This is a genomic window from Chryseobacterium gallinarum, assembly GCF_001021975.1.
Taxonomy (GTDB): domain Bacteria; phylum Bacteroidota; class Bacteroidia; order Flavobacteriales; family Weeksellaceae; genus Chryseobacterium; species Chryseobacterium gallinarum.
This window is the reverse complement of record NZ_CP009928.1, coordinates 4,064,374-4,082,241: the sequence shown is the minus strand read 5'-3', so window position 1 is coordinate 4,082,241 and position 17,868 is coordinate 4,064,374. Positions and strand designations below refer to the sequence as shown.

Sequence of the window (17,868 nt, the reverse complement as noted above, 5' to 3'; positions counted from 1 at the left end):
CCGGATATGCATTCGGGATTTTTTGTTTCTTATAATCTTATAAAAGGAAGAATTACAGGTAAAAATTTGAAGGAATGAATATAGATTTAATCAGGAAAGATACAATCGGGTGTTCGGATAAAATTTTTTTAAATAATGCCGGATCATCATTGATGCCTGAAATTGTTGTCAATACGGTTGTTAATTATTTACGGGAAGAACAGATGTTCAGTGGATATATTACTGCCGGTAAAAATGCAGAATCAATTCATCAGTTTTATGAAGAGGCCGCCAGGCTGATTAATGCTTATCCCCAAAACATGGCCTTTACAACAGGTTCTACTGACGGGTATGCAAAAGCGTTATCAAGTATTCCCTTTCAAGAAGGGGATTGCATCATAACCACCAATGATGATTATATTTCGAACCAGATGGCTTTTATTTCTTTACAGAAAAAGAAGAATATCAAAATTATCCGGATGAAAAACCTTCCTGATCATGAACTGGATCTTGAAGACTGTGAAAAGTTAATTAAAAAGCACTGCCCTAAATTAATCGCCGTTACCCATATCCCCACCAATTCGGGATTGATTCAAAATGTGGAAGGAGTGGGAAGGCTGTGCAGGCAATATGATATATTGTACCTCGTAGATGCTTGTCAGTCTGTAGGACAAATGCCTGTTGATGTTCAAAAAATCGGGTGTGATTTTCTAACGGCAACAGGAAGGAAGTTTATGAGAGGTCCGAGAGGGACCGGATTTTTATATGTTTCTGATAAGGCTTTAGAACAAAACCTTTCCCCTTTGTTTTTAGATATGAGTGACGCAGCATGGACAGCTTTTAATGATTATGAATTAGGAAAGACAGCCAGGAGGTTCGAGATCTGGGAGAGATCCAATGCTTCTCTTCTGGGTTTTAAAGAGGCATTGAAATATGCCAGTGCCGTAGGGTTGCCCTATATTGAAGATTATAACCAGAAGCTATCAGAAAAACTGAGAGCCGGGCTTCAATACAAAGGTTTTACGGTTTTAGACAAAGGAAACAGGTTAAGCAGTATTGTAACTTTCTGTGACAGGAACGGAAAGATAGATGCGATTCAGGAAGTATTAAAAGAGAATGAAATTTATTTTTCTGTAAGTAATAAAAGCAATGCATTAATTGATTTTACATTGAAAAATATCGATCATGCCATCCGGCTGTCGCCTCATTATTTTAATACAACGGAAGAAATTGAAAGGGTATTGGAGGTGCTGGAATGAGAGGATTTTAAAATGTACTTTATTCATTCCACAGCCCCGGCCGAAGGCCGGGGCTGTGGAATGAATTTTATTTTTTATTGAGCAGTTCCTCTGTACGCTCTATATGTCCGCCACCTTTCCATTCATCATGTCCCGGGATCACCAGTGCTGCCTTTCCATATTTCGATTTTAGTCTGGCAATGGTTTGTGGCCATTGAGCTACATTAGCCTCTCCTGTATAGCCTAAATCAGTAGCGGTTCTGCTTTTTACCAGGCACCCGCCGTCCAGGACTTTATATTTGGGAAACCATACTACTACATTATCTGCAGTATGTCCTTCGCCAAGAAAATCAACAATAAATTCTTCCCCACCTATGCGATAAGGTTTACCTGTTATAATAATTTCAGTAGAGGTTGCTTTCCCTTCTTTTTTCAGCAGTTCATTGGTTTTAGCTGTTGCGTAGGTCTTGATTCCTTTGGCGTTATAAAAGCTTAGATCTCCTGCTCTGTCATCATGGGAGTGGGTTGCAAATACCGCTATAACAGGCAGGTTGTGACGTTTTTTTATGGTGTCCATAAGGCTTTGATATTCTGTTTTTTGCCAGGGAACGTCAAATAAAACAACTCCTTTTTTGGTGATGAGGTATACCGCATTGGCGGAATATTCTTTTCCACCAAATACTCCAAATGTTTTGTAAATATATAGGTTGGGCTGGATAGGTGGTTCAATAACAAAATCCCTAACAGCCTGTGCATGGGCCAATGAGCTTAATAAAAAGGCAATAGCAAAAAAACGGATGCTTTTTTTCATAATTCTTTTAAAATAATTAAAATTGTAACGCTTGTCAGACAATGAAGAATCAAGCAGAAGTTTTGCAAACCTAATAAAATTAAAAGATGGAGCTTTTTATAAAAGAGATTTTAACCGTTTTTTAACAATTAAGAGAGTAGAAGATATTTCAGAGTCCGGGATTCTCTTATTATTTTAATTAATAAAGGAACAGAAAAGGGCACATCAGATTATTTTTTTACCAATATTTTTTCTGTAGCTTTTTTACTGAGTATTTCTTTTTTACCACTGATTTCTATGGTCATAGACTTGTCAAAGTTTTCGATTTTAACCACTTTTACCTTAGTGTTGAGGAGGAGCTTTCTGTCATTCAGATAGCTTAGAAAGGCATCATCTGAAAGGGTGACAGAAGCGAAAATTACCGTTTCTCCTGCCTCACAATTACTTAATTTTTGTAAATCCTGGGCAATAATATTCCCATCTTTATCCGGAATAGGCTCTCCGTGCGGGTCGAATTTAGGATAATCCAGAATTTCATCCATTTTATCAAAGAAAATCTGCGAATGAACATGTTCCAGCTGTTCTGCAATCTCATGAACGTTTTCCCAGCCAAAATTCATTTTCTTTACCAGAAACATTTCGGTAAGCCTGTGCTTACGGACAACCAATGCTGCTTCCCGTCTTCCGTTTTCCGTAACAATAAGCGGTTTATATGTTTCATAAATCACCCATTTCTTTTCGGCAAATTTTTTCATCATATTATTGACACTCGGCATTTTTACATTTAAAAATTTGCTAAGCTCATTAATGGTTACCTTCCCCTCATTATCCACTAAATGAAATAATGCTTTCAGGTAATTTTCTTCTGTTAGTGTTGTTTTCAAAATGTTAGATGATTTTCATCACAAATCTAACAAAATAATATTAAAAATGGAATAAGAGTAGCAGCTAATTCTTGTGTTGCTATTGTGAGTTTATTCTTATTTTATGTTAAATTGTTTGGAATATTTTCATTAATAAATTATTTTGATAAATATTTAACATTAAATATGTTGATTTTTTATTATTTTATTCTCTGCGTGTTGATTAATTATTTATCTTTGGTTGGCAAAAAAACCGCAACAATGAAATTAAGAATTACACTTATTTCTATCTGTGCATCTTTCCTTATGAATGCACAGGTATTGAATACTAATGGATTGGGTAGTGACGATCTTCCCGGGACTACCTTTAAATTGAATATCGATGCTTTTAAAAGAAGTATTGATGCTAACAGGAAAAGCCCCAAAAAAATTAGTGGGCAGTCTATTGTATTAACCCTTATTGACGGAACTCAAAAGGAATTTATTCTTTCTGAGAATAATCTTGTCAGTAAAAGGCTTGATAACATTATTACCTTTGACGGATATTCAAAAGACAGACAGGATAAGATAAAACTGACTTTAGTAGGAGACGAAATATCGGCAATGGTTAAATCCAGCCAGGGCTATTATATTATTGAACCTTACAAAACAAAAAAAGGAGAGTACCGGATTTATAATTCCTTTGAAATGTTCGGTGAGAAATTTCAATGCGGAACTGATGAAAATGAATTTAAAGAAAGCCTGGATGCTATTGCTAAAGGACTGAATGTTCAAAGGTCAGTCTCCGGTTTTCCGTACGGAAGCAGCCTGAAAACATTCAGAATGGCTGTTGCCACTACTGGTGAATTTACCACTGCTCTTGGGAATCAGGATGCAGCCCTGGGAGAATTGGTAGCGATGCTGAATCTTATCAACCAGATCTATGAATCAGAACTATCGATTTCCTTTAACCTGATTGATAAAACAACCAATAAGACCCTGATTTTTACAGATGGGACCACGGATCCTTTTACCATAGATCCTTCTTTTGCATCGGCGGCCAATTCACAGACCGGATTCAATACGATGGATTCAAACGGAACTCTTCCTTATGCCGATTATGATATTGGCCATACTTTCCATATTATGCCGGGGACGAACGGAAGCGCCCAGGGGCAGGCAGGTCCAAGGCCTTGTACGTCAACCCTTAAAGCAAGAGCCTGGAGCCAATGGACACTTTCCATGCCGAAATCATTGGCAGCTAATCTGATTGTTCACGAAATGGGACACCAGTTTGGAGCGGGACACACCTATAATGCAGTGGGGGGAACTCCTTCAAGCCCTACATTCTGTACTTCCGGATGGAATTCTGCAGCAGCAGTAGAACCGGGCTCAGGATCCACAATCATGGCATACAAAAATAACTGTACGACTCCGAATGACCAGACCAATACCGGAAATAACGGCTTGAATTATTTCCATGCCAAAAGTATTGATCAGGTATTGAATACCCTTGCCGTATCTTCCACTTGCTTTACCTCGGTTGCTGTCAATAATACACCTCCTTCCGCCAACGCAGGAAACACAGCGATCAGTATTCCGAAGAATACACCTTTCAGATTAAAGGGAATAGGAAGCGATGCAGAAGATACAAACTTATCTTATACCTGGGATCAGGTAGATGTGGCTACTGCCAATGATAAAGGAGCATTCGGAAGTACCATTAACGGAGCCGGCGGATATTCTGCAGTAAACAGTACAACGGCACCATTGTTCAGGTCTGAGCAGAGTACCACTACTACTGAACGGTATTTTCCTAAAATGAAATTTGTTCTGAACAATCAGAATACACCTCCTACCAATGAAGCAGAAGCACTTCCTTTGGTAGCCAGAACTATGAAAATGAGATTTACGGTAAGGGACAACAGTGTAATTTCCGGCGGAGCAGATTCTGATCAGGTGGTAGTTACAGTAACCAATCAAGGACCTTTAACGGTTACCTATCCAAATTCAAATGTCTCCGTGAATGCGGATTCCAATATCAATGTAACATGGGATGTCAATCAGACTGATGCTTTAAAAAGTACGGTAAATATTCTTCTGTCTACGGATGGAGGAGAAACTTTTCCTTATACACTTGCTGCCAATGTGCCGAATAATGGTACCGCTACCGTAGCCATACCATTTGTTCCATATACGGATAAGGCAAGGATAAAAGTGACAGCTGTGATTAACGATTATGCAGAATTTTTTGATGTATCCAATACCAATTTTACAATTAATTCAAGCTGTAACGCTTTCCAGACAATTATTGCAGAAAATCCTAAATCGGTAACAGCTATCCAGGGAAGCCCACAGGCAAATCTTAATCTACAGCCACAGACTTCATCCAATGATACTTATAGTTCTAAGACATTGACTTTTGATGCGGCTAATATGAGCCCTCAAAGCTGGTATATTTATAATCAGACACAAACAGCTCCCCACTTGCTTGTATCAAGTTCAAGCATGCTGTCTTTCAGATTTAAAGTAACAGAGACTGGTGCTTATACATTAAGTTACCCTTCTCCTAACGGGGTTTCGGTTACTATTTATAAAGGAACTCAAACAGGGACAGCTAACTTTGTAACATCTAATGCTGTTTATTCGGGAACGGGTACAAGCTTTACATATTATAGATCATTTACGGCCAATCTGGAAAAAGGGGTGGACTATTTTGTAACAACAAGGAATTTAAGCAATACTCCTGCAGGATCAAGTGTAGTTCTTAGTATTTCAGGCCCGGGGAATTTCTATAATATAGTTAATAATCCTGTGGGTGTTAATTATACTTACATTGCTATTAATACAACCACTAATGCCATAATCGGTACAAGTGTAACGGCTGACTTTACGACCTTGCCACCGGGAACATATACGGTACAGGGGATTTCATTTACAGGAGCAGAAAGTGCTTTACTGAATAAGACAATCAATGAACTTAATCAAAACAAAGTTTGTTATCAACTAAGCAGAAATACGGTTAACCTTACCATTACTTCATCTTTGGCAACAAAAGAGGTTGCTAAAAAAACAATTGGCCTGGTTCCTAATCCGGTAAAAGATTATCTTCAGGTTCATAGTGACGAGAAAATCACACATTATGAAATCTATGATGCTTCCGGAAGACTGATGGAGAATAATACGATGAATAATTCAGAAATCAACTTCTCCAGATTTAAAACCGGAGTTTATATGTTAAAATTATTGAATGGTAAAACATTAGTACACCAATCTAAAATCATCAAGAAGTAACAGGTACTATTTGTTTATGTAAAGAGGCTGTCTCCTATGTTTGTGTTAGCAAACTTAAGAGACAGCCTTAATTATGATAGAATTCAATTTTTAATAAATTCTCGATGGATGTATTTAAAATATGTTCCAATATTGTAAGAGATTTAAGATTCTTTGATTAAATACTATTTTTTGTACAAAATTTGCATAAGCAATCATAAGAATTATTACATTCATAAGATGAAAGACCTTTTAGTATTGATAAGTTTGTTTTTAGCTGTATACGGCAAGGCGCAGGGCCAGTCTCAAAAATTTAATTTTACTTTTAATCCTTCGAAATTTATCCAGATCAATAAACTGAATAAAGCCAGCGGGAAAGAGGTTATTTTTGATCTGTATGATATCCATGGTAAAAAAACAAAATACATTACTGCAGACAAAACAAGTGAAGCGCTGAGGAGACAGAAAATTTACAGCTTCAAAGGAAAGTCAGAAGATGGGACGAAGCTGATTACCTTAACCATTGCTTCCGGTAAACTGACGGGTGCTTACCTGGAAAACGGAAATTCTTATTTTATTGAACCTCTGGATAAAAACTGCAAAAAGAAATACAAAATATATACAAAACCCGATGGAAACTATCAGGTCGGGCAAATTGAGGATGCTGTAAAATAAGCATTACCTGCCTCAGGCAGATTACTATTTCCAATATTTAATTCTTTTTCATAGGACTGATTCTTTCATTTTTTTAATTTTACCCTATGAAATTTTCATTTAAAAACGACTATTCCGAGGGAGGTCACCCGAATATATTACAAGCTCTTTTACAACATAATCTTGACCAGCAAGCCGGTTATGGGGAAGACGAATACTCAGTGAAGGCAAAAGAAGCCATTAAGCGGAAGATGAATAAGGAAGATGCTGAAATTTTCTTTGTTTCAGGAGGAACGCAAGCTAACTTAATTGTGATTTCTTCCATTTTAAAACCTTATCAATGTGTCATTTCTGCTGCTACCGGACATATTCTGAATAATGAAACCGGAGCGATTGAGGCAACGGGGCACAAAGTGCTGGGCATTGAGACTCCGGATGGAAAGCTGAGGCCAGCGGATATTATTCCGGTACTGGAAAATCATCAGAACGTTCCGCATCAGGTAATGCCTAAACTGGTGTATATTTCGAATTCTACCGAATTGGGAACAGTTTACCATAAAAAAGAACTGAAAGAACTCTCAGATTTTTGTAAGGAACGGCATTTATTTCTGTTTATGGATGGGGCGAGGTTGGGACATGGCCTGACCTCGGAAGCCAGTGATCTTACCTTAGAAAATATAGCGGAACTGACCGATGTTTTTTACCTGGGCGGAACTAAAAACGGAGCATTAATAGGAGAGGCTATTGTTTTGAATAATCCTGATCTTCAGGAAGATTTTGCATTCAACATCAAGCAAAAAGGAGCTTTACTGGCAAAAGGAAGACTTTTAGGAATACAGTTCCTGGAATTGATGAAAAATGATCTGTATTTTGACCTTGCCAGACATGCCAATCAGCAGGCTATGAAAATTAAGAAAGCATTGCAGCAAAGAGGAGTAAGTTTTCTTTCAGATACCTTCACCAATCAGATTTTTCCCATTGTGAGCCATCATTTTATTGAAGTTTTGTCTGAAGGGTTCGAATTTTATGTATGGAAAAAAATAGATGATCAGTTTTCTGCGATCCGCCTTATTACTTCATGGAACACCCCAGATGAAGCAGTAGATCGTTTCATTGAAATTATTGAAAAGGAATTATAAAAAAATGATGCTCTTCCATTTTGAAGAGCATCATTTTTTTATTTCAAAGCCTTAGCCACAATCTTACAATCTGAAGTATTCAGCTTTTGCCCGTCTTTATAGCTTATTTTCTTCTCATTGGCATATTTAGACTGTCCGTCTTCCTCTTTATGATCACCAATTCCTTCCGTTAATGTATTGTCTTTTTGAAGGAAGTAAATATCTCTTTTACTGGTTTTGCCTTCAGAAACAAATTCATACGTCAGTTTTAAAGTGTCACCGGATTTAAAACCTGTTACATCGCCTTTTGAACTATCTTTCTCACTGTTTTTGTACAACAACTTTCCTGTAATGGTTCCCAGATTATCATCAATAGAAGCAAAAACACTGTCTTTTCCCGTAACTCCTACATAGCAAAATGATTTTGGCCCTAAGGTATCAATCACAGGTTCTTCTACTGCAATAGTGTCTGCTTCCGTTTTGGGAGCCGGAGTTTCCGTTTTCTTGTTACAGTTCATTAAGAAAACTGAAACAGCGCTCAATAAGATTATTTTTTTCATACCCTAATTATTTAAGTCAGATTTATCTGCTGCTAAATTAATAATAGTATTTGTATATTAAAAATAGGATATCAACAGAAAATTAAATATATGATGTAAATTAATTTTAAATATCGAGATATTAAGAAAAAATATTAAGTTGATTCACAGATGATAAAATGGTAATTGTCTGTAATCCATTCGGAAAACTTCAGACTCCAAAATGCTGAAATTGTAAAAGGAGGTGTAAAGAATTATAACACGACCGTAATCAGGCAATTGATTTATTTACCCTAAAAAAGAGAGCTTAATTTGCTCTCTTTTCCTATTTTAATGTTCAAGTTTCTCTTTAATATACCTGGCGGTATATGATTGTTTATTTTTTATCAGCTCCTCGGGAGTCCCTGCAAAAACTACTTCACCACCGTGTTTTCCGGCTTCCGGTCCGATATCAATGATGTAATCGGCACATTTGATGATATCCGGCTGATGCTCAATAACAATCACGGAGTGGCCAAGGTCAATCAAAGCCTGCAGGGATTTCAGTAATTTCTGGATATCATGGAAATGCAAACCGGTAGAAGGCTCATCAAAAATAAATAAGGTTTTGTCTGTTGTAACTCCTTTTACAAGAAATGAAGCCAGCTTCACACGCTGTGCTTCCCCTCCGGATAGAGTAGAAGAGCTTTGCCCCAATTGTAAATAACCCAATCCCACCTCCTGTAAAGGTTTCAGTTTGGTGACAATTTTTTCCTCGTGATTATCCTTAAAAAATTCCAATGCTTCATCTACAGTCATGTGAAGGATATCTGAAATATTTTTTTCATCAAACTTTACTTCCAGAATTTCATTTTTAAAGCGTGTTCCTTTACATACTTCACATTCAAGCTCAATATCGGCCATAAACTGCATGGAAACATTGATCACCCCTTCACCTTTACATTCGTCACATCTTCCTCCATCTACGTTGAAAGAGAAATGTTTGGGTTTGTAACCCATCATTTTGGCTACTTTTTGTTTGGCAAAAAGATCACGGATATCATCATAAGCTTTCAGATAGGTTACAGGGTTTGAACGGGAAGATTTTCCGATCGGATTCTGGTCTATCAGTTCAATATTTTTAATCAGTTTTTTAGGAAATTCTACGGAGTCATAATCTCCTTTTTTCCCGCCCATTCCTAATTGAATCTGAATGTCATTGGTCAGAATCTCCTTCATCAAGGTAGATTTTCCACTTCCCGAAACCCCGGAAATCACAACAAGGTTTTCCAGCGGAACATCTACATCAATATTTTTAAGATTATTCTGACGGGCTCCTTTGATGTGGATCCATTCTTTTGCTTTTCTTCGTTTTGAAGGAACTTTGATCTCCAGCCTTCCTGTAAGGTATTCTGAAGTAAGCGTATTGGCTTTTTTCAAATCTTTATAATCACCGGCAAATACCAGCTCTCCTCCAAGATAGCCGGCTTCCGGACCGATGTCAATAATATAATCGGCAGCCCGCATGACATCTTCATCATGTTCTACAACAATCACGGTATTTCCCAGGTCACGAAGGTTCTTTAAAACATCAATCAGGTTTTCCGTATCCTTGGAGTGAAGCCCGATAGATGGCTCATCCAGAATATAAATGGAGCCTACCAGGGAACTTCCGAGACTTGTTGCCAGGTTGATTCTCTGGCTTTCTCCTCCGGATAACGTATTAGAGGTTCTGTTTAAGGTTAAATATCCTAAACCTACTTTTAATAAAAATTCAATACGGGTAGTGATTTCGTACAATAATCTTTTGGCTATTTCCTGGTCATGCTCTGAAAGCTTTAAACCATTGATCAGTGGAAACAGTTCATCCAAAGGCAGCTCAATCATCGATTGGATGTTATGCCCGTCTACTTTTACCCAGCTGGTTTCTTCACGTAATCTTAGCCCCTCACAGGTAGGGCAAAGGGTTTTCCCCCTGTAGCGTGACAGCATTACGCGGTATTGAATTTTATAAAGGTTTTCTTCAAGCATTTTGAAGAAATTATTGATACAAGGGAAATTACTTTTACCATCTCCTTTCCAAAGGAAATTTTTCTGTTCTTTGGTCAATTGATGGTAGGGTTTGTGGATAGGGAAGTCACCTGCTTTTTTGATGAAATCCTTTTTCCATTCGCTCATGCTTTCCCCTCTCCAGCAGACAATGGCATCTTCGTAAACAGACAACGTTTTGTTGGGAACCACAAGATCTTCATCAATTCCGATTACTTTTCCGTATCCTTCACAGGCAGGGCATGCTCCGTATGGGTTATTGAAGCTGAAAAAGTGAACATTCGGTTCAAGGAATTCCATCCCATCCAGTTCAAATTTATTGGAGAATTCTTTTACTTTTCCCGTATCGGTATTTTTCAGTGAACAATACCCCCGGCCTTCATAGAATGCCATTTGAATAGAGTCGGCAAGTCGCTGTAAAAAGCTTTCATCTTCCTCATAAGAAAAACGGTCAATGACAAGATTGATAGTCATTCCTTTTTCCGGAGTAAATCCAAAACTTTCCAGATCTTCAATTCCAGCTACATTTCCATTGATTTCCAGACGGGTAAAACCTGCGAGTTTCAAAACATTTAAGGTTTCTTTAAAATTGTCGGCATCATACTCCAATGGGGCTGTCAATAAGAAAGAAGTATCTTTTTTAGAGGCTTTGATGAAATCAACCACGTCTGAAACCGAATCTTTTTTTACTTCTTCGCCCGAAATCGGGGAAAAGGTCTTTCCGATTCTTGCAAATAAAAGTTTCAGGTAATCATAGATTTCTGTGGAAGTTCCTACCGTAGAACGGGGATTGGAAGAAATTACCTTTTGCTGGATCGCAATAGAAGGAGCCAGTCCTTTAATATCGTCTACTTTAGGTTTTTCTAATTTCCCTAAAAACTGACGTGCATATGAACTCAAACTTTCAACATATCTTCTTTGCCCTTCAGCGTAGATGGTATCGAAAGCCAGGGATGATTTGCCACTTCCTGAAACCCCTGTAATAACAATAAGTTTGTTTTTTGGAATCAGGACATCTATATGTTTCAGATTGTTAAGGTGAGCATTCTTAACGAAAATCTGTTTTTTAATATCTATTTCTGTTGTATTAGCCATATTTTGTTTATTCTAAGTTGCCGTACAGTCCTTAGCTGCCGGTGTTAAATGGTATTGTAAAACAATGTTTTTATACCTGTCATCAATTGGATTATTACATCCCGGGCCATTCTGATCTTTAACAACATTCGCTAAAAAACAGACATGAAAAAGAATGGTTTTCATCGTAAAATTAAGACCCACAAAATTACGAATTTTTGATGGAATTGTATGCTCGTCATCTTCTTAAAAATAATAATATCAGCAGCCAAAAAATAAGTCACAGGTAAGAAAAAGATCTCTGGAAAATAAAAACAAAAACATTTTTTGTGATTTATTCTGTTTTTTCAGTTTGCTTTATTAGATATAAAGCGATATTGCTGAATTTGTTATGTTTTTTCATGTAGGTATTGTTTTATGTTTTAAAATTAATTAAAATTGCATTCATAAATATGTAATATAGAAATGAGAAAACTATTCAGAGATCTAGTTACACATTTAATGAGAAAAAGATAAAAACTACCCTCAGACACAGATGCAGCATTACGCTGCATTTTTTATGACAAGTATCATTTGTCTGTCTTAATGAACTCCCTTACTTTTGAACCTGCTATTAAAAAAACTACGAATTACAATTATGGTCAAGAAGATAGGAAGTATTTTTTTTCTCGGGTCCCTGCTTTGGGCTCATGCCCAGGAAAAGACAACGGATATTGAAAGCATTGAATTCCAGGGTAAATTTATTTCCACACCGTATAAAAGCGCCAACCAGAATATCACCGTTATTACCAAAGAAGAAATAGTGAATTCGCCGGCCAGAAGTATTGATGAAATTCTTCAACAGGTTCCGGGGATGGATATCAGGAGGAGAGGAGCTAACGGGGTTCAGAGTGATATAGGATTTCGTGGAAGTTCTTTTGAACAGGTTTTACTGTTGCTGAACGGGATCAGAATGAATGATTCCCAGACAGGGCACAATAATATGAATATTCCGGTAGACCTGGATGAGGTTGAAAAAATTGAGATCATAAAAGGTCCGGCGGCCAGACGTTTCGGCCAGAATGCATATGCCGGGGTAATTAATATCATTACCAGGATAAATCCGGGAAAACGGGTGAAAATAAGTGCTGAAGGCGGAGATTACAGTACCTACGGACTGGGATTCAATGCACAGTTGGGAAATGAAAAATTTTCCAACGCTCTTCAGGCCAATTCCGCATCCTCACAAGGATATATGTACAATACCGATTATGAGATCAGGAATGTATTCTATCAGGGAAAATTGAACCTTCAAAACGGAGACCTCAGATTGCAGGCCGGATTTTCCGAAAAGAAATTCGGGGCCAATGGGTTTTATTCGTCCAAAGCAGCTACCGAGCAGTATGAGGAAACCCAGGCATCTATTGTAAGCATTGCTTATCAGCAGAGATTCGGGAAGTTGAGACTGAATTCTAATGTCTATTGGAGAAGAGGCCAGGATATGTACCTTTTCAACAGACAAAATCCTTCCATTTACAGGAATATGCATATTGGGAATAATGTAGGAGGAGAAGTGAATTCCAGTTACCAATGGGGACTGGGAACAACGGGAGTAGGCGTTGAATTGAGAAAAGAGCTTTTGGTGAGCAGTAACCTGGGAAATCCGGACCGCTTTGTATCCCAGGTTTTCTTTGAACATCATTTTTCATTATTTGATAAAAAATTAAATATCAGCCCCGGCATTTCATGGGCAAATTATTCTAAAGAAGGAAACTTTTTTTATCCGGGCCTTGATGTAGGATACAACTTTAATCCCAATAGTAAAATTTACGGAAATATTGCAAAAGTGCATCGGGTTCCTACCTTTACAGAGCTTTATTATATCAGTAAAACCGAACAGGGAAACCCGGAATTGTTACCTGAAAATGCCCTGTCATCAGAGATTGGTTATCAGTATCAAAACAACAGAATCCTGGCAAAAATCAGCGGTTTTATGAGGAATTCTGATAATTCTATCGACTGGGTAAAAAACAGCATAGATGATATGGTATGGCATGCCCTGAATGTAGGAGAGATTAAAACCAGAGGGATAGAAGCTGAAATAAATCATAAGGCGACGGATTGGCTGAGATACTCCCTGGGGTATACTTATATTGACAGTAGCTATAAGGAGTCAAATGATTTTATTTCGAGATATATTCTGGATAACCTGAAGCATCAATTCGTAGCAAAACTGGAAATCAAATTCTTTGGAAATTTCACAAACGAATTGGTATACCGATATAACGAAAGAGTAAATCTGGGAACATACAATCTTCTTGATGAAAAGCTGAGCTTCAATCAGAAAGACTATTCGGTCTATGTATTAATCAATAATATAACAAATACAAAATATACGGAAGCATTTGGAGTGGAAATGCCGCAAAGATGGTTCCACATTGGGTTTTCTTATAATATCAATATTAAGTAGATGTTAAGTTGATATTAATTAAAGTTAATATTAACAAATTGTTAAAAGATATACATTTGCAAAAATTTTTTTATGAAGCTTTTTTTAAGTCTGGGTTTGCTTTTCAGTATTACATTTTTTAAATCACAGGAACATGTTTCCAGCTTCAATGCAGTGACTCTGACCTATAAGTTTCATCCAAAATTTTTCCTCTATGCAGAAGGTCAGCTTCGTGGTAATGAAGATTACACGTACCCTGACTATTATGAAATAAAAGGAGGGGTAGGGTACAATTTAACCAAGAATCATAAACCTTTCATAGGGCTCGGAAGATATGTCAATTATAAAAATCATAGCTTAAGCAGGGAAGAGTTCAGGGTATGGCTTCAGGATGTAATAGATTTCAAAAAGGGGATCGTAAAGTTTGAAAACCGTTTCCGGGCCGAGAAAAGCTGGTTTTATGAACCCCAGACCGACAATACCTCACAAAGAATGCGTTACCGGTACCGTCTGAATGTCAGTGTACCGTTAAATTCAAAAACGATTAAGAAAGGGACAATTTTTGCCAATGCTTATGACGAAATTTTCCTGGTAAGTCCGATGAAGCCTACTTTTGCACGAAATAGAGTATACGGCGGTTTCGGCTATCAGATTGATGAATATTTCGGAATCTTAACCGGTTACCTGTGGCAGCGCGAGTTTGAAGCTAAAGGAAATAAAAACCTGCATTTTATTTATCTTGCTTTAAACATCAATATTGACGGAACAGATCATCATGTGAAAACCTACGATTTCCCGGGGGCAGATTAATACTTTTCTATCAGGTAACGATAGGCTTTCAGATACTTATTGAATCTTTTAATATCTTTAGGAGTAAGTTCTCTGTTTACTCTTCTAAGGTCCATATTATCACGAAGGTCGTTAAGTTTTACCGCTACGGCAAGAGGAGATCTTTCTGTTCGTTTGATGAATTCGTCATAATCTTCTTCAGGATCAAATTTGGTAAGGCAGCTTATCGCAAAAATGATATATTCCGGAAAGCCTTCGGTTCTTAAATAATCAAGACTGAATTCCAGGGGATGATCTTCTACCACATCGTGCAGGACTCCTACAATTTTTTCATCCAGTGTTTTACCGTATTCCATAACGCGCATAACGTGGGCAATATAGGGAGCATGGTATTTGTCCGTTTGTCCTTTATGAGCCTTATCGGCAATCTTTATAGCTTTATTCAGCAGTTCTTCTTTTGTCATTTTTTCTATGAAAATAGAATACAAAAATAAAAAATGCCTTAAAAAAATAAGGCATTTTTTTCAAGATTATTTCAGATGATTTTAATTGTTGATTTCCTCTTCCACAGATGCATTGGGAGCATTGTTTTTTACAGATTCTATTCCGTTTTCCATTCCGTTATCAGATTCATACATCTGGCTTGTTCCTATGATTTGTCCGTTTCCGGCTTTAAGGTTAAAGTAGCATCTGCCATCTTTAGCTGTATTTCTTTCAAACCTGGAATAGTCCTGTGCATTTGTTTTTACAGATTCTATGCCGTTTTCACAGGAAGGTTTTGAGCTATACCCCTGGCTGGTTAAAATTACCTGGCCATTACCTGCTTTAAGGTTAAACTGAAAGTCACCGTTGTTTCTTTTAGAAATAATAAATTTTCCCATATGAATAGTTTTTAAAATTGTTGCTTGTGATTATTTGGAGGGTATGATCTTTTTTAAATCCACCTTGGGGATTTCAGGAATGATGGAATTTAAAATTTTATATTTTGAATAGTCTTTTTGAGGTTCTTTTAAGGCCATATAAGTAATGTCCTTTTTAGGTTGTGAAACCAGAATTTTATAGAATTTTTTTTGTCGCTTGTTCGGATTGGATTCAAGCTTTTTCAGCAATTGATTCTCACTGTATATTTTTGCAGTATCTGTCTTCGGAAAAACCTTAAGCTGTTCTTTTTCCTGGCCAGATAAACTCACAGAAAATAAGACCAGGGGAAATAATAATGTTTTCATGTGTTATTAATTTAAACTAAAATTAATAAATTTTTTTGAAACAAAAAGCGCCTCAAAATGAGACGCCTGAATCAAATGTATGTTATAAAGACTAATAAGCTCCTTTTTCGATATAGTGGGCTGCAATCTTTTCAGTTAGAGCCACTACATTCGGGTGATTGGTATATTTCGTGAATCTTCTTAATCCTGACAGCATCATTCTCTGCTCATCTCCTTCAGCGAAAGAAACAATTCCTTCTTTAGCCGCAGTGATGATTTTTTCAACAGCTTTATAAAGGTTCAATTGAGCCATAGCCGCTTCTACAGAATCAGGAGAGAAATGTTTTTCTGCTCTCAATACAGCAGATTCTGCCATATAAATCTGGTTAAGAATTTCGGAAGCATTCAATAATAAATGCTGTTGTTTTTCAATCTCCGTCATATATTTCTGAAGGGCTGCTCCTGAAACCATTAAGAATACTTTCTTAAGATTAGCAATAATGGCTTTTTCCTCACTCATGAATTCTGAATAATCAGGAACTTCAAAAGAAGGAATGCCCATCAGTTCTTTGCTGATAGCCATTGCAGGAGATAAAAGATCCAGCTCGCCTTTCATGGCTCTCTTGATCAGCATTCCTACCGCCAATAGCCTGTTGATTTCGTTAGTTCCTTCGTAGATTCTTGAAATTCTTGAATCTCTCCATGCAGCTTCCATTGGAGTATCTTCGGAGAATCCCATACCACCATACACCTGGATTCCTTCATCCGCAGTATGCTGGGCAAGATCGGAAACGAATACTTTAAGAATAGAGCATTCTACAGCAAATTCTTCAACACCTTTCAATTCTGCAGCCTGATGATCCATTCCGCCTGCTACCAATTCATCAATCTTATCCTGAACGTTTTTAGCAGCCCTGTAAGAACCTGCCTCGCTTACGAACACCCCCGTTGCCATTTCAGCAATTTTCTTTCTGATGGCTCCGAAAGTAGAGATAGAAACTCCAAACTGCTTTCTCTCATTAGAATACTGAATAGAATGGTTTAAGATTCTTCTTTGTGCATCCAGACATGCTGCTGCTAATTTGATACGGCCTACGTTCAATGCATTTAATGCGATTTTAAAACCGTTATTTCTTTCTCCTAAAAGATTTTCTACAGGAACTTTCATATCATTGAAGAAAACCTGACGGGTGGAAGAGGCACGGATACCCAATTTATGCTCTTCTTCTCCGAAAGTTAAGCTCTCTGGATTTTCAAGCTCAGATCTGTTGATAACGAAACCTGTGATGTTTTTGTCATCATCAATTTTAGCAAATAATGTGAATGTATCTGCGAAACCTGCATTAGAGATCCACATTTTCTGACCATTGATGATATAGTGTTTCCCGTCTTCAGAAAGTTTAGCTCTTGTTTTTCCTGAGTTGGCATCAGAACCAGCATCCGGTTCAGTCAGGCAATAAGCCCCGAATTTTGTTCCTGTAGCCAGGTCCGGAAGATATTTTTTCTTTTGCTCTTCAGTTCCGTAAAGAACAATAGGAAGGGTCCCGATTCCGGTATGTGCTCCATAAGCTGTAGCTAATGAACCTGTAGTTCCCGAAAGGTAATCACAAGCAAGCATAGTGGTTACAAAGCCCATTCCAAGACCCCCGTATTCTTCAGGAACTGCAATTCCCAGCATTCCCATTTCTCCAAGCTTACGCATTGTTTCTTCAGTAAATGCATAATCTTTCTTTTCAAAACGTTCCCTCTGAGGCACTACCTCTCTATCTATAAATTCTTTCGCGGAATCACGAAGCATTTTTTGTTCTTCATTCAGTTCTTCAAGACTGAAAATTTCATTTGCAGGAATTTGTTTGATCAGGAATTCCCCTCCTTTTAATGTAGCCATATATTATTTTATTTTTTTAGATT

14 protein-coding genes are annotated in these 17,868 nt (G+C 37.3%); 6 read left to right on the top strand and 8 right to left on the bottom strand.

Annotated features, from left to right (window positions below):
• Window positions 1–74 precede the first annotated feature (74 nt).
• Window positions 75–1,238, top strand: a complete 1,164-nt coding sequence (locus tag OK18_RS18135) for an aminotransferase class V-fold PLP-dependent enzyme (protein WP_053328924.1) — start codon at window positions 75–77, stop codon at window positions 1,236–1,238.
• Between the two features lie 67 nt (window positions 1,239–1,305).
• On the opposite strand, the gene blaIND is transcribed toward OK18_RS18135, so the two are convergent.
• Entirely contained in the window at window positions 1,306–2,028 is a 723-nt protein-coding gene (gene blaIND / locus OK18_RS18130) for an IND family subclass B1 metallo-beta-lactamase (protein WP_053329426.1), read from the bottom strand.
• Window positions 2,029–2,237: 209 nt separating this feature from the next.
• On the bottom strand, window positions 2,238–2,891 hold the full coding sequence (locus tag OK18_RS18125) for a metal-dependent transcriptional regulator (RefSeq protein WP_053328923.1): 654 nt from the start codon (window positions 2,889–2,891) through the stop codon (window positions 2,238–2,240).
• Window positions 2,892–3,131: 240 nt separating this feature from the next.
• Between OK18_RS18125 and OK18_RS18120 the strand changes: the two genes are divergently transcribed.
• The 3 genes from OK18_RS18120 (at window position 3,132) to OK18_RS18110 (ending at window position 7,915) form a co-directional block, all read left to right on the top strand.
• Window positions 3,132–6,143: a reprolysin-like metallopeptidase gene (locus OK18_RS18120; RefSeq protein ID WP_167336372.1), complete on the top strand. Its 3,012-nt coding sequence runs from the start codon at window positions 3,132–3,134 to the stop codon at window positions 6,141–6,143.
• A gap of 219 nt (window positions 6,144–6,362) precedes the next feature.
• Entirely contained in the window at window positions 6,363–6,797 is a 435-nt protein-coding gene (locus OK18_RS18115; protein ID WP_050020915.1) for a hypothetical protein, read from the top strand.
• Window positions 6,798–6,883: 86 nt separating this feature from the next.
• The gene (locus OK18_RS18110; RefSeq protein WP_053328921.1) at window positions 6,884–7,915 is read left to right on the top strand and encodes a threonine aldolase family protein; all 1,032 of its coding nucleotides are present in this window, start codon (window positions 6,884–6,886) and stop codon (window positions 7,913–7,915) included.
• A 38-nt stretch (window positions 7,916–7,953) separates the two neighbouring features.
• Here OK18_RS18110 and OK18_RS18105 read toward each other — a convergent pair whose 3' ends face one another.
• Together OK18_RS18105 and uvrA are read right to left on the bottom strand one after the other, a co-directional pair.
• Window positions 7,954–8,454, bottom strand: coding sequence for a hypothetical protein (locus OK18_RS18105; RefSeq protein ID WP_053328920.1), 501 nt, complete (start codon window positions 8,452–8,454; stop codon window positions 7,954–7,956).
• 309 nt (window positions 8,455–8,763) lie between these two features.
• A complete protein-coding gene (gene uvrA, locus OK18_RS18100; RefSeq protein ID WP_053328919.1) occupies window positions 8,764–11,556 on the bottom strand; it encodes an excinuclease ABC subunit UvrA in 2,793 nt (930 codons plus the stop codon).
• A gap of 616 nt (window positions 11,557–12,172) precedes the next feature.
• Between uvrA and OK18_RS18095 the strand changes: the two genes are divergently transcribed.
• Together OK18_RS18095 and OK18_RS18090 are read left to right on the top strand one after the other, a co-directional pair.
• On the top strand, window positions 12,173–13,984 hold the full coding sequence (locus OK18_RS18095) for a TonB-dependent receptor plug domain-containing protein (RefSeq protein WP_053328918.1): 1,812 nt from the start codon (window positions 12,173–12,175) through the stop codon (window positions 13,982–13,984).
• Between the two features lie 72 nt (window positions 13,985–14,056).
• Entirely contained in the window at window positions 14,057–14,773 is a 717-nt protein-coding gene (locus OK18_RS18090; protein ID WP_053328917.1) for a DUF2490 domain-containing protein, read from the top strand.
• Here the strand turns inward: OK18_RS18090 and OK18_RS18085 are convergent.
• The 4 genes from OK18_RS18085 to OK18_RS18070 form a co-directional block, all read right to left on the bottom strand.
• Window positions 14,770–15,216, bottom strand: coding sequence for a phosphohydrolase (locus OK18_RS18085; RefSeq protein WP_050020919.1), 447 nt, complete (start codon window positions 15,214–15,216; stop codon window positions 14,770–14,772). The two genes, OK18_RS18090 and OK18_RS18085, sit on opposite strands and share 4 nt — an antisense overlap.
• An 81-nt stretch (window positions 15,217–15,297) precedes the next feature.
• Window positions 15,298–15,633, bottom strand: coding sequence for a YegP family protein (locus OK18_RS18080; RefSeq protein ID WP_053328916.1), 336 nt, complete (start codon window positions 15,631–15,633; stop codon window positions 15,298–15,300).
• 30 nt (window positions 15,634–15,663) lie between these two features.
• Window positions 15,664–15,978, bottom strand: coding sequence for a hypothetical protein (locus OK18_RS18075; RefSeq protein WP_053328915.1), 315 nt, complete (start codon window positions 15,976–15,978; stop codon window positions 15,664–15,666).
• A gap of 91 nt (window positions 15,979–16,069) precedes the next feature.
• Window positions 16,070–17,845: an acyl-CoA dehydrogenase family protein gene (locus tag OK18_RS18070; RefSeq protein WP_053328914.1), complete on the bottom strand. Its 1,776-nt coding sequence runs from the start codon at window positions 17,843–17,845 to the stop codon at window positions 16,070–16,072.
• Window positions 17,846–17,868: the final 23 nt, after the last annotated feature.